This is a genomic window from Pseudoalteromonas sp. LC2018020214, from assembly GCF_016598755.1.
GTDB lineage: Bacteria > Pseudomonadota > Gammaproteobacteria > Enterobacterales > Alteromonadaceae > Pseudoalteromonas > Pseudoalteromonas distincta.
The window spans coordinates 1,734,489-1,747,469 of record NZ_CP066804.1 but is presented as its reverse complement, the minus strand read 5'-3'; the positions used below and the strand labels follow the sequence as shown (position 1 = coordinate 1,747,469).

The window sequence follows — 12,981 nt, the reverse complement described above, 5'->3', positions numbered from 1 at the left end:
TATAAATTACTCATCCCTAGCGCTAAACACTATTTAACAACTTAAAGCCGCTGAATACCTAAACCAGCTAAGTAAGTTGCAAGGCTAATAAAGCGCAAAGCATCAATCAGGTTTAAATTATAAAATTGGATATAAACACGATGAAAAAAGATTTTACATTTAATATTAAGAGCGTTTCACTCGACGAAAATTATCATCCATCAACTAATACACGTATCACAACCAACTTTGCTAATTTAGCCAGAGGTGAATACCGCAAAGCAAACTTGCGTAACGCCTTAAACATGATTAACAACCGTTTTAACGCCCTAGCCCACTGGGATAACACCAAGGGTGAGCGTTATGCTGTTGAGCTTGAAATTATCTCTGTTGAAATAGGTATTGAAGACGGCGGCGAAAGCTTCCCCTCTATCGAAATATTAAAAACAAATATTGTTGATCATAAAACAAATAAACGCATTGAAGGCATTGTAGGAAACAACTTTTCATCGTATGTGCGCGACTACGACTTTAGCGTACTCCTACAAGAGCACAATAAAGGCAAGTCTCAATTTAGCATTCCAGATGACTTTGGGGTTTTACATGGCAAACTATTTCAGTCATTCGTAAATTCGGATACATACAAACAAAACTTTAAAAAACCACCGGTTATATGCCTAAGTGTGTCAGATAACAAAACCTACAACCGCACTGAAAACCAACACCCGGTACTTGGCTTTGAATACGAGCCAAATGAATCGTCTTTAACTGAGCAATACTTCAAAAAAATGGGCTTGCAGGTACGTTACTTTATGCCGCCAAATAGTGCAGCGCCTTTAGCATTGTTTTTCTTTGGTGATTTACTTAATGATTACAGCAATCTTGAGCTTATAAGCACCATTAGTACGATGGAGACGTTTCAAAAAATCTACAGACCAGAGATTTATAATGCCAACGCAACAGCGGGTAAATCATATAAACCAAACTTAAAAAACTTGGACCACTCACTAACGCAAATTGTGTATGACCGAGAAGAGCGCGGCAAGTTAGCAAACGAGCAAGGCAAGTTTGCGCAAGAGCATTTTATCAAGCCGTACCAAAGAGTTCTTGAGCAATTCTCTACTAGCTATCTGTCATAACAACTAATAGCAACAACCAGTAATAACGCGCTTAACGATACGTTTAATAATTAACTAAAATATACGGCATTATTTATTATGAAAAAATTACTACCTACATCTACCGCTGGCAGTTTACCAAAGCCTTTATGGCTTGCAGAGCCAGAAACACTTTGGTCACCTTGGAAATTACAAGGTGACGAATTAACCCAAGGAAAACACGACGCCCTACGCTTGTCATTATTCGACCAACAACAAGCAGGTATTGATATTGTTAGCGATGGTGAGCAAACAAGGCAGCATTTTGTAACTACATTTATAGAGCACCTAAACGGTGTTGACTTTGAAAAACGTAAAACAGTAAAAATTCGTGACCGATACGACGCAAGCGTACCTACAGTTGTTGGCCCTGTGAGCCGCCAAAAGTCTGTGTTTGTTGAAGACGCTAAATTTTTACGCAAGCAAACCAATCAACCAATAAAATGGGCACTACCAGGCCCAATGACCATGATCGACACGCTTTACGACGATCATTATAAAAGCCGCGAAAAACTAGCATGGGAATTTGCCATAATACTCAATCAAGAAGCAAAAGAATTAGAAGCCGCAGGCGTTGATATTATTCAATTTGATGAGCCCGCGTTTAACGTATTTTTTGATGAAGTGAACGACTGGGGTATTGCCTGTTTAGAGCGCGCAATTGAAGGGCTTAAATGCGAAACCGCGGTGCATATTTGCTATGGCTACGGCATTAAAGCCAATACAGATTGGAAAAAAACACTCGGCAATGAATGGCGACAGTACGAAGAAGCATTCCCTAAGCTTCAACAATCTAATATCGATATTATCTCACTAGAGTGCCATAACTCGCATGTACCAATGGATTTACTAGAACTTATTCGCGGTAAAAAAGTAATGGTAGGCGCAATTGATGTAGCAAATCACACTATCGAAACGCCAGAAGAAGTAGCTAATACGCTACGTAAAGCACTGCAATTTGTAGATGCCGACAAACTCTACCCGTGTACAAACTGCGGCATGGCTCCACTACCTCACCATATAGCCAGAGGTAAACTAAATGCCTTGAGCGCTGGGGCTGAAATTATAAGAAAAGAGTTATTAAAAAAGAACTAGAAAAGTAGCTTTAAAATACAAATTGTAAACAATAACAGCTGTCGCACCATGCCATGGTTAAACCCATAAACATGGCATGATGTGCTAGTTAAAACCTACAAAAGAACAAAGTTTAGGTAGTTATTTAATTTTTTTATTAAAAAGCTCTAGCCTGTTTTTTGAAAAATCGATAACTGCTTGGTATTGAGTAAAAAAGGGAGAGCCTAACAAACCATGTACTCCCTTTTCACCACCCGCGACCTGAACATGGTCAAGATTAAGTGACACAAAGTCTGGACTTTCAAACAAGGCATTTCCAAACTCAATTGAATGAACTTCTATATCCCCCATAGCGTGATCCGAAGTGCCCAAGCCTGCTGCATTCTCAACATTGAGTATTTCTTCAATGCCTAACTCACTTAGGCATGCCCTGTCTAAAACAGATGTCCCAGCGCCAGTATCTAAAATAAAACGTAACAATTTACCGTTAATTTTAGCTTCAACAATTTGGTGGCCTGTTTCTGATATTTCAAACTCAATTACAGTTTTGCCTTCAGATAAATTCATATACGTTCCTTGTTAGATTTTATTTAGGTGTTGGAAAACGAATACACCCTACGATGAATCGACTTATTTAGCGGCTTTAAAACGCAGAGTCTCACCACTTTTAAAATTTGCAATTAATAGCTAAATGTTACTAGTCGTCCACCTCAGGGCGTGTTGTTATATGTACATTAATTCAAGTCTATTTCAGGGTGTTCTTTAATCCCGTACATTTTTTCCATTATTTTTAAGTAAAAATCTAAAGAGGGCATATTCATTTCTTCACGCCGTTTATCTACATTAGTTTCATCTTCTATAGGGCTAAACACAACTTTACCTTCACTCACGTCAGCTTGAGTACCATAGATTTGTTTCTTTCCTTGTGCAATAAGAGCTCTATCAGTTAAAAGAGCGACTTGTTGTCCGCTAACACCTTCGCCATTCAAATATGATTGCTTTAAATAAGGAAGCATTTTTACTTTAAATGCAACATCAGGTGAATGCTGGATGACTAAAAATGCTGCTCCAACTCCTTTAACTCCGACTAAATCCCTTGTTACCCAATGATGCTTTTTAATGATAGCTTTAAGTTTTCCTGTATTACTTTCATCTATTTTCATCATTTGTTCTAGGAGTGCTTTAGGCGGGTTTTGCCACCCAGCTTCTCCTATTTTGTTTCGAATATGTTGATCTTCAATTTCCATTTCAATTAGTTCTTTTTGCAGAGGAAGGTTAATTTCGGCAAAAGAATAAAAAGGTATAATCAACAGTAAAAATAGGTAACGCATCAACTGAACTCTCCTTGTACATATAACGCCCCGATATGGGGCGCAAAATGCATGGCTATAATTAGCGAGGTACGAGCGCAGCCATGCTTTTTGCGTCCTTACCATTATTGGCTTGCTAGGTACACTTTGCACCTAGCCAAAATATAAACTAAATAGTGGTAAACCAAAAATATAAGTTATACCAACACCCGTTAATGAAATACCAAAACTAACAAACCAAACTAACGCTGAACCGCGAATAAATGATGAGTCAGTACTTTCTAATTGCCGTTTGGCCCAAGCGTTATAGTAGTGAAATACAAAGAACCCACCAAACGACAATGTAATACCAAGGATTACATAAAGCCAAAGATCAAAAGTAGTTAATTCAATCACAAATATTTTTGCCTACATCAATAGATTTCATGTGTACCTAACGAGCCTGTAGATTAACTCGTTTCTATTTGTTTTTATTGATAATCAAACCATAGCTGAGTTCCTATTTTGGTTCAATTGATTACTGTATTTTTACGCAAAATATAGAAGTGTTTGATATTGTTTTAATTGGCGTTTTGGACGGGATTACGGGTGTTTGAGTGGCTTTTATTTAGGGTAAAAGGGCTTACCCTTCTTAATGCATCGTGTTTTGCAGCTTTTCTATATTATGAACAAGGCAATACAGTTGCCGCAGTGTAAAGTAAAGGCATTCACTTTTGTTTGACCCCGTAAGGTCAATTTATTCATGCCTTTGTTCACTGTAATGTTCCGCTTTTTATTTAAAGGAATGTAGTGGTCAACTAATTTTGGCCACAGTTTTAGAATCTTGGTATCTAACCTCAGATTCATTTGGTGCTAAACCTGCATTATAATGATGTGGTCTAACATTGTTGTAATATCCGTTGATATAATCACTCACACTATATTTAGCTTCTTCAAAGTTTTCATATCCAACTTTTGGCATCCACTCCGTTTTAAAGCTTCTAAAAAATCGTTCCATTGGCGCATTATCCCAACAATTTTCGCGCCGACTCATACTTTGTTTGATTTTATAGCGCCATAAACGTTGGCGATACTTCAAGCTTGTATAGTGGCTTCCTTGGTCTGAGTGAAACATCAGTCCTGTCGGTTTTCCTCTGCTTTCATACGCGAGTTCAAGCGCTTTTAGCGTTAAGTTAGTATCTGGCGACAATGACATTGCCCAACCAACGACTTTGCGTGCAAATAAATCAACAACGACCGCTAAATAAGCCCAGCGATTACCTGTCCAAATATACGTCACATCACCGCACCACACCGTATCCGGCTCAACAACATCAAACTGCCTATCTAGAAAATTCGGGATTTCAAGGTGCTCATTACCACCTCAAGGTGCTCATTACCACCGCGTTTATATTGATGTTGTGGTACTTGGCAGCTCTCTAGTTTTAGTTTAACCATCAGCTTAGCGGCGCGATAACGGCTTAATTCAAAACCGTTATTCGTTGCAATTGCTGCGATTGTCCGTGCCCCAGCCGAACCGCCACTCATTGCATGTATTGCTCTAACTTCAGCCTCTAGCCTTACTTGTTCTGGTGTCGGCGTTGTATCCCTTATAGCCCAATATTTATAGCTGCTACGATGCACATTGAATACGTTACACAGCACGCTAATTGGGTAACGCTCTCGTTGATTTAGTTTCTCAATTAACGAGAATTGTTCAGGGAGTCGGACATCAAGAGAGCGGTAGCCTTTTTTAATATATCCTTTTCTAATTCGATGCGTTGGATTTGCTTTTTAAGTTCGCGGATTTCAATTTGTTCGGGCGTCATTGGCGAAGCCGATGGTGGCTGGCCATTACGCTCTTGCTTTAATTGAGTAACCCACTTACTAACGGTTGATTTACCCACACCCATCGCTTTGGCTGCTTCTTCTTGAGTATAACTTTGGTCAACTACAAGCTGAGCTGTTTCTAATTTGATTGCTGCAGAATACGTTGCACGTTTTAATTTCGTCATTTTTTCACCCAAATTTGTATGCTTATCAGCATAACATTTCTTTCTTAATGGGTGGCCAAAATCACTGTACCACTACAGAAAGCCGGTTCGATACAGCCGAGTCGTTTGCGATTCTTTAATAAACAGATATCGTCCCGATTGGGCTGTCTATTGTTACTTTCATTTTGTCTACATAGTTCAGCTTTTTGCGTGATTCATTATTTATAATAATGCACTCTTCATACTGTTTTTGTTGGCTTTTTTCCTAAGAATTAGGATGGGTGTCATCCTAATCATTATTCTTTCGAAACTAATTGGAAACATACTTCTCTCTCTAAAAATTCAGCTTACCCAAACACTTTTCCTATGTAGATAAGATCTTCAAAATTTAGGATGGGTGTCTTGTTTATTTTTTGTTTATTTTTTTACTAAGCGGCGCGAAATTGTTGCCTAAAATTGCGAGGAACGAAGCTAGCCAACTGTTTAGTTGTCCGTTTGAGTAACTTGTTAGTTGCCTTTTGCAAACTGCCAAAAGTCTCTGTTTGCATATAAAACCCAATTTAAACTTTTTGGAACCATATAGAAATAAAGAATTTCTGTAGAGCTTTGAAAAGCATTAAAATTAGCCCAGTTTAAATCTAGCTGTTCAGTTAACCTTTTAGTTAAACCTGAATCTTTGTATATGCGTTCGAAAGACTCAAAGACAAACACAGTATCCTTATTTTGATACTCTAATAGATTTGAGAAAACCTGATTAAATTGATCTTCAGATATCCAAGGCTTCAATTCTGAATTGGAGTTTTTAGTGATTCCCCAAGAGTTAGAAGTAAGCTTTAATTCTTGGTCATTTTCAGTATCGATAATCGATTTCAAATCATCAAAATTCAACTGTGACTCCTAAGGCAACTAACGCTTTGCATATGGGGATTTTAGGAGTGCTTTTCCAGCGAGTAAAATTCCCACCATGATGCACTTGTTATAACTAAACAAGACAGCCACTCTATTTTTAATCTGGCTATTCACTTTTAGGTTGAGAATTTATCTTTTAATATTGGGTTACTTTTATTTCATCCATTAAATAAGTCATTAGCACGTTAAAACCTGAATTACACGCATGATAATAACTACATAATTGCAGTTATAGTGTTTACTGAATGGTTTTACTGAGTAGCTTAAGTATTATGCGAGTAGCTTAAGTATTATGCGAGTAGCTTTTCGCAGTTGCTAATATTTGATCGCCGTTTCCGCTTTAAGTTTTCACAGTAACTTGCTTGTGAAGTGGGCCTGCCTACTGCACCATGAAATACGCGCGTAAATTGCGTAGTCAGTTTTAACCAGTTCTCTGGGGAGATATTAAGCCTTTCTAACAAAGGTAGGTTCATGTTATCAATATACCCACGTTTATCCTCTCGTATTATTCGCCCTGTTAGCTCAACAAGTTCAAGGTACGATTTAAGCTCAAACGGCAGTCCTTTAGGCATAATCTGACGTGGCATACCTGCAAAACGTAGTAACTGTTTAGGCTGTTTACCTTCTGTCGCGCATGTTAAGCGCTTTTGTACACTGGTATGGTCTGACTCTTCTGGTGTGTTAGCCATTTTAGCCCTAATGGGATTTAAATCGACATAGGCCATACACGCTGCAAGTGCTGCTTCATCTAGTAATGCTTGCGATTTGAATCTACCCTCCCAGAATCGTCCTGTGCAGTTATCTTCTTTATTTGCTCTGCGCGCAATGTCTTCATTTAACAACCGCATAAACCAGCTAATACTTGCTAGGCGTTCGCGGTATTGTTTAACCGTTTGGTTGAAAAAGATGAGTTCAACTTTACTTAGCTTTTCACCTTGTACATATTTTTGCGTTAACAATGTGCCTTTACAGAGTTTATGCCAGCGAATAACAATCGCTTTATCATTCAGCCTGTTTGCTTTCTTATCATCTACATATAGTACCAAATGGGTGTGATTACTCATTACGGCATAAGCACATACATCAATACAAAATACCTTTGCTAATTCAAGCAGCTTATCTTCAACCCACCCTCGCCGATGCTCGTAAGACTTCCCAGTAAAGTGGTCTTCACCACACAAAAATGCACGACGAACACACCGTGAAATACAATGGTAGTATTTTGTATCAACCAAACTTACTTGACGCTTTCTTGCGATTGCCATAAGACACCCTGCCTGTTTTTTGCACTAATTAAAACGTAGTCTTTAATTTTAAAAAGAGCAAAATTTAGGATGGGTGTCTAGTTTATTCTATAGGATGGGTGTCTAGTTTATTCTAGTAATTGAGCGAGGAGTTCTAGAGGGCATGTGAGGCCTCCACGATTTATAATTACAATCTTGGTCTAGGAATCTATCAATGTGGTTTTCAAGCCCATTATCCATGCCTCTTTTTGCCATATACTCTGCAGCATCGAAATGGTTTCGTATTACTGCTATAAGCTCATCATTTACGAATGGGAGAAGTGAACCCTCACACTTATAATGATCTATGCTCTCTTGCTGAGTTGCATCTCTGGTTGACCAAGACTCATAAGCAGAATAGAAAATGTTAACTACAGGTAAACTCATAAATCCCTCGATATTAATATATATGGAGTATTTAGCCCTATAACGCCCGCATAAGCTGCGGAGCATGTTGGACGCTTTTTTGCGTCATTTTCTTTTAAGCAAAAAATCGGACAATGTGTGACGTCAGATTTAATGCGCTTGTATGGATAATAAACCCATAAATTAATTAATACTTTAACCTAGTTCGGGTAATGTGAGGCCCAAGCTTTGGCTGCAACCAAAGCCTTTTATACAGTAGTTCGATTGATTGAAGGCTCCTCTATTGAGAGACCGATAACAAGAAAGAACGCTGTATAAACTCCAAGCATTAAACTCGGATAGTCAACGGGGCCTCTAGCCCGAATCGCAAGGCAGGGTCAGCTTATTATGAATACACTCAATAATCAAAATGAAATTAACGTCGGTGTCGATACAGGTAAAACTCAACTCGATATTTACATCCGACCGTTAGATATATATTTCACCGTAGAAAACAATGACGGCGGCATTAAACACGCTATAAAAACACTAAAAAAGCACCCAATAACGCGTGTTACTATTGAAGCAACTGGGCGCCTTGAACACCCCTTTATTATGGCGTGTGCTCAAGCGAATATCCCTTTCGTTGTTGCTAATCCCGTTAATATTAAACGTTTCGCAGGTGCAATCGGCCAAAAAGCAAAAACAGATAAACTTGATGCGCAGCTCATCGCTCATTTTGGTGAAGCAATAAAGCCACCACTCTCATCTTTAAAGCCAGAGCAGATGCGCTTGATGAGTGATTTACTTTCTAGAAGAAGGCAGTTAATGGATATGCAAACGATGGAGAAAAATCGTTCACAGATAATGCCAAAAACAATATCATCGCTAATAAAGCCTATCCTGACGGCATTAAAAAATCAGATTGACAAAGTAGATTTGAAACTACAAAAACTCATCAAAGAATGTGACGAATATAAGGTCAAGAATGACATTATTCAAAGTGTGCCTGGCGTTGGGAATGTTGTCGCATTTAACTTACTTAGTGACATGCCTGAGCTTGGGTGTGTAAACAATAAAGAGGCTGCATCACTGGTTGGTGTTGCACCATTTAATCGAGAAAGTGGTGCTTATCAGGGTAAACGGATGATACGAGGTGGACGGCCAAAAATTAGAACCGCAATGTATATGGCAATGATGTCAGCTATCCAATGTAACCCTAAATTTAAAACTATTTATCATCGGCTAGTCGCGGCAGGGAAACCTAAAAAAGTGGCTATTATTGCCTGTATAAGAAAGCTTATAGTAATCATAAATTCTATGGTGAGGGATGGTGTCATGTGGGATCCTAAAATGGTTTGTAATTAGGAATTGACACCATAGTCACTTGTTATATTTACAACTCGATCATGTCTGCGATTTGATAACCAAGATTGGTAATTCTAAATACTTCACCTTTATGACCACGATCATCAATTAAACCTTCATTCTCTAGCTCTTGGATAGCTGATTTCCAGCGAGCAACCTCTCTAGGTTCTTGTGAGGATATTAAATTTTTACCATTTGTTTGAACGTCATCACCCCCGATGTAACTTAGAGACATAATTGTGCCGCCACTATCGAGACTAGCTTCTTTAAGTAATATACGAGCTTCGTTTGATAACTTTGGAATTGAAGTATTTGATTCTACTATTTCGTTTTGAGTTAAAAATGATTCACTTACATCAATTTGAAATAAAGCGTGTTCATTAACTTTAAGCTGAAGGTGTCGGTAGAATTTTTCTTTAAAATCAGAGTGGCTATCATAACCTTCATATAAACCACGAGATTGACAAGATTTTTTGAACTTACTTAGTTCAGAATATTGGTCAGGATCAACGGTATCCATTACGACGGGCTGACTAGAAAAATAAAGCATTGCGGGCTTATCAGCCGCTATATGTTTTTCTATTTCTTCAACAGTCCCACTAGCGTACTCAGTAGTGGCTGTTCCAATACGAGTCCAGAAAACACCGACGAGAAAATCACATTTATCTAAAATTTGATTGTTTATAATTTCTTGAGGAGAGGCGCCCATTTCTGGAGATGAATGAGATTCCCATCCAACAGGTAACAAAACAATATTTCGTGATTTCGAATGAACAGCGTTCCATTCATAAATCACATCGCGAATAATCGTTCTTTCAGATGCTACATCTCCTGGTGAAGCAATCATCACATTGAATACTTTAGCTTCGTAACTCATAACCTGAACTCTCCTTGTAAATTTTCCTACTTTAATGACTTGTTATATGCCGTAATCTCGTTCCACTTTGGATATACGAACCTTGAATGAATCATACCAAGATTTACGTCCTGTTTTTTGAGCATCTAAGTGTTCAGAGTTAGCTTTCCAGCTTTTAATTGAATCTAGATCTGCCCAGTAAGAAACAGTAATGCCAACATCTTCTCTTGCTGATTCTATACCCAAAAAACCTGGTTGTTGCTGTGCAAGCTCAACCATCCTATTTGCCATATCACCATATCCATTATCACCTTCTGTTCGTGTTGAAGTAAAAATAACAGCAAAATATGGAGGTTTAGGTGTAATAGCGATAAGTGACATTGGTACTCCTAGGCACATAACAATTTTGTCTACGACATTTGTCGTTTTATAAACCGACAAATGTCCATATATTACAGTGCATTTATCTTAACCATCAAATAAACACCTGTAAACAATTAGTTAACTGGAAATTATTTTTAATCAATGCACAAATGCACCGAAATGGTGGAGATCAGTAATATTGGACAAAACAACAAGCACTGTCTATATATACAGTTAACTTTTACTAGAGATTCATATCATGAAATCATCTTTTTTAACTATGATAGCCGAACAAATGTATCTAAAGCGTTATGCTAAAAGTACTATTAAAGCGTATTTATACTGGATAGCTTCGTTTATTCGATTTAACTCTATGAGGCACCCAACAACGATGGGAGATAATGAGGTCGAACTTTTTTTAGCTTTTTTAAACTCGTTTAGTCAACAAACAAAATGTTGCTCCTAACACTCAAACACAAGCCTTAAATGCGTTGAGCTTTTTATTTAAAGAAGTGATTAAAAAGCCATTCTCATTAGGTTTTATTAAGAGCAAACGAGCAACTAATTTCACAACAAATTTCCAACGCCGTTATCAGTCCTTTTAAGATTATAAACTCCCCAATTTAAAACAAAAAAGCATAACCCAAAGAGCTATGCTTTTAATCAACCTTAATCCAGTTCGGTTTACAAACGAATGCCGCCGTCTATTTCAACCACGCGGCCGGTAAAAAAGTCGTTTTCGATTATGTATTGTGCAGTATGGGCAATTTCGTCGCTTTCGCCTAAGCGCCCTACTGGCGTTACCGCGAGCATACGTTGTTTGGCTTCGGGCTTCATGGCGTCGGTCATGGCGGTGCTTATAACACCTGGTGCAATAGCGCCTACACGTATACCAAAACGACCAAGTTCTTTAGCCCATGTGGTGGTAAGTGCTACTACGCCTGCTTTTGATGCCGCGTAGTTTGTTTGGCCTATGTTACCTGCGCGCGCTACGCTCGACATATTGACTATAACGCCGCCTTTGCCTGATTCAATCATGTGGCTTGCAGCTTCCCGCCCTGCTAAAAACACACCTGTTAGGTTTACATCAATCACTGATTGAAATTGCTCAAGAGACATTTTTTTAACGACTTTGCCGTCTTTAGCCTTTATAAACATGCCGTCGCGTAAAATACCGGCGTTGTTTATTAGCACCCCAATGTGGCCAAAATCGCTGTTAATGGTATTAAATACGTTTTCTACTTCGCTCTCATTTGTTACGTTTGCGGCATAACCTTTAATATTGCTAGTTACACCTTCAAGCTGTGTTAATTGCTCGCATGCTGTGTTTAATAAGTCTTGTGCCATATCTATTAGAGCAATGTTAGCACCCATAAGTGCAAACTTTTGCGCCATTGCAAAGCCTAAACCTTGTGCGCCACCGGTTATTACTACCGTGTTATTTTTAATATCCACGCGTTGCTCCTACTTAGAAAACAGTTTAAAAATGGCACTAAAGTCATCACTACCCGCACCTTGGTGTTGTAGCATAGTGTATAAATTTTTAGCCATTGAACCCATAGGGGTTGATGAATTACTTTGCTGCGCGGCTTCCATGGCAAGCCCTAAATCTTTAGCCATTAAATCAACCATAAAGCCTGGTTTGTAATCATTACTTGCAGGGGCTGTATCCATTACACCTGGGCAAGGGTTGTAAAGTTCAAGCGTCCAGTTACGGCCCGAACTTGCGGTCATAATGTCGCTAAGTACTTTAGGATCGAGGCCGTTGTTAATACCCATTTGCAGTGCTTCGCTGGTGCCTGCCATTAAAATGCTAAGTAGCATGTTATTACATATTTTTGCTACTTGCCCTGCGCCAATATCGCCTGCATGAAATATGTTTTTACCCATATCACTAAGCACTGTATTTGCTTTATCAAACGCGGCTTTTTCGCCGCCTACAATAAAAGTAAGTGTGCCTGCGGTTGCCCCTGCAACGCCGCCCGATACCGGTGCATCTACAAAGCTTATGCCTTGTTCGCCAAGTGCAGTGCCTACAGTTCGTGCTGATTCTGCATCTATTGTTGAGCAATCAATTACTAATGTATTTTTGCTCAGCACATTAATTAAACCGCTGTCGTCGTTATTTCCTAAATACAGCGATTTAACATGCTTGCCTGCAGGTAACATACTAATAAGTACGTCAGCATTGGTTGCGCACTGCTTTGCATCTACTGCTGCTTTTGCGCCTTTGCTTGCAAGTTCATTTACGACCGACTGGTTTAAATCGAACACACTCACATTATGTCCAGCTTTAATTAAGTTAGCCGCCATTGGGCTGCCCATATTACCTAAGCCGATAAAACCAATATTGAGTTTAGTCAT

At 38.7% G+C, this 12,981-nt stretch carries 12 protein-coding genes and 3 pseudogenes; 4 read left to right on the top strand and 11 right to left on the bottom strand.

Annotated features, from left to right (window positions below; translation table 11 throughout):
- The first annotated feature begins 140 nt into the window (after window positions 1-140).
- Together JG479_RS07705 and JG479_RS07700 are read left to right on the top strand one after the other, a co-directional pair.
- Window positions 141-1,118, top strand: a complete 978-nt coding sequence (locus JG479_RS07705) for a DUF1852 domain-containing protein (RefSeq protein WP_200220267.1) — start codon at window positions 141-143, stop codon at window positions 1,116-1,118.
- Between the two features lie 78 nt (window positions 1,119-1,196).
- Complete coding sequence (locus tag JG479_RS07700) at window positions 1,197-2,231, top strand: methionine synthase (RefSeq protein WP_200220266.1); 1,035 nt, start codon at window positions 1,197-1,199, stop codon at window positions 2,229-2,231.
- Window positions 2,232-2,351: 120 nt separating this feature from the next.
- Here the strand turns inward: JG479_RS07700 and JG479_RS07695 are convergent, their stop codons facing one another.
- From JG479_RS07695 to JG479_RS07670, 7 genes and pseudogenes are all read right to left on the bottom strand, one after another.
- The gene (locus JG479_RS07695; protein WP_200220265.1) at window positions 2,352-2,777 is read right to left on the bottom strand and encodes a retropepsin-like aspartic protease; all 426 of its coding nucleotides are present in this window, start codon (window positions 2,775-2,777) and stop codon (window positions 2,352-2,354) included.
- Between the two features lie 167 nt (window positions 2,778-2,944).
- Entirely contained in the window at window positions 2,945-3,541 is a 597-nt protein-coding gene (locus JG479_RS07690; RefSeq protein WP_008136411.1) for a DUF6624 domain-containing protein, read from the bottom strand.
- Window positions 3,542-3,673: 132 nt separating this feature from the next.
- On the bottom strand, window positions 3,674-3,916 hold the full coding sequence (locus JG479_RS07685) for a hypothetical protein (protein ID WP_096793069.1): 243 nt from the start codon (window positions 3,914-3,916) through the stop codon (window positions 3,674-3,676).
- Window positions 3,917-4,151: 235 nt separating this feature from the next.
- Window positions 4,152-4,285 (bottom strand): annotated as a pseudogene (locus JG479_RS20285) (transposase); the annotation flags it as partial.
- A 28-nt stretch (window positions 4,286-4,313) separates the two neighbouring features.
- Window positions 4,314-5,514, bottom strand: a pseudogene (locus tag JG479_RS07680) (IS3 family transposase).
- A gap of 486 nt (window positions 5,515-6,000) precedes the next feature.
- Window positions 6,001-6,381, bottom strand: a complete 381-nt coding sequence (locus JG479_RS07675; protein ID WP_169043615.1) for a hypothetical protein — start codon at window positions 6,379-6,381, stop codon at window positions 6,001-6,003.
- A 311-nt stretch (window positions 6,382-6,692) separates the two neighbouring features.
- Window positions 6,693-7,667 carry a transposase gene (locus JG479_RS07670; RefSeq protein WP_039489709.1) on the bottom strand — a complete coding sequence of 325 codons (975 nt, stop codon included), beginning with the start codon at window positions 7,665-7,667 and terminating at the stop codon, window positions 6,693-6,695.
- Between the two features lie 771 nt (window positions 7,668-8,438).
- Here JG479_RS07670 and JG479_RS07665 point away from each other — a divergent pair.
- Entirely contained in the window at window positions 8,439-9,398 is a 960-nt protein-coding gene (locus JG479_RS07665; RefSeq protein ID WP_200220264.1) for an IS110 family transposase, read from the top strand.
- A gap of 28 nt (window positions 9,399-9,426) precedes the next feature.
- Here JG479_RS07665 and JG479_RS07660 read toward each other — a convergent pair whose 3' ends face one another.
- Window positions 9,427-10,275, bottom strand: coding sequence for a DUF4062 domain-containing protein (locus JG479_RS07660; RefSeq protein ID WP_200220263.1), 849 nt, complete (start codon window positions 10,273-10,275; stop codon window positions 9,427-9,429).
- A 42-nt stretch (window positions 10,276-10,317) separates the two neighbouring features.
- Window positions 10,318-10,635 carry an antibiotic biosynthesis monooxygenase family protein gene (locus JG479_RS07655; protein WP_200220262.1) on the bottom strand — a complete coding sequence of 106 codons (318 nt, stop codon included), beginning with the start codon at window positions 10,633-10,635 and terminating at the stop codon, window positions 10,318-10,320.
- A 241-nt stretch (window positions 10,636-10,876) separates the two neighbouring features.
- Between JG479_RS07655 and JG479_RS20225 the strand changes: the two are divergent.
- A pseudogene (locus JG479_RS20225) lies at window positions 10,877-11,180 on the top strand (phage integrase N-terminal SAM-like domain-containing protein); the annotation flags it as partial.
- 121 nt (window positions 11,181-11,301) lie between these two features.
- Here the strand turns inward: JG479_RS20225 and JG479_RS07640 are convergent.
- Together JG479_RS07640 and mmsB are read right to left on the bottom strand one after the other, a co-directional pair.
- Complete coding sequence (locus tag JG479_RS07640) at window positions 11,302-12,072, bottom strand: SDR family oxidoreductase (RefSeq protein ID WP_200220260.1); 771 nt, start codon at window positions 12,070-12,072, stop codon at window positions 11,302-11,304.
- A gap of 9 nt (window positions 12,073-12,081) precedes the next feature.
- Complete coding sequence (gene mmsB, locus JG479_RS07635; protein ID WP_200220259.1) at window positions 12,082-12,981, bottom strand: 3-hydroxyisobutyrate dehydrogenase; 900 nt, start codon at window positions 12,979-12,981, stop codon at window positions 12,082-12,084.

Excerpts from the sequence above, each read along its gene's own strand:
- JG479_RS07695 (WP_200220265.1), bottom strand. The coding sequence starts at position 2,777 with ATGAATTTATCTGAAGGCAAAACTGTAATTGAGTTTGAAATATCAGAA.
- JG479_RS07665 (WP_200220264.1), top strand. The coding sequence starts at position 8,439 with ATGAATACACTCAATAATCAAAATGAAATTAACGTCGGTGTCGATACA.
- JG479_RS07690 (WP_008136411.1), bottom strand. The coding sequence starts at position 3,541 with ATGCGTTACCTATTTTTACTGTTGATTATACCTTTTTATTCTTTTGCC.
- JG479_RS07700 (WP_200220266.1), top strand. The coding sequence starts at position 1,197 with ATGAAAAAATTACTACCTACATCTACCGCTGGCAGTTTACCAAAGCCT.
- JG479_RS07670 (WP_039489709.1), bottom strand. The coding sequence starts at position 7,667 with ATGGCAATCGCAAGAAAGCGTCAAGTAAGTTTGGTTGATACAAAATAC.
- JG479_RS07705 (WP_200220267.1), top strand. The coding sequence starts at position 141 with ATGAAAAAAGATTTTACATTTAATATTAAGAGCGTTTCACTCGACGAA.
- JG479_RS07660 (WP_200220263.1), bottom strand. The coding sequence starts at position 10,275 with ATGAGTTACGAAGCTAAAGTATTCAATGTGATGATTGCTTCACCAGGA.
- mmsB (WP_200220259.1), bottom strand. The coding sequence starts at position 12,981 with ATGACTAAACTCAATATTGGTTTTATCGGCTTAGGTAATATGGGCAGC.
- JG479_RS07655 (WP_200220262.1), bottom strand. The coding sequence starts at position 10,635 with ATGTCACTTATCGCTATTACACCTAAACCTCCATATTTTGCTGTTATT.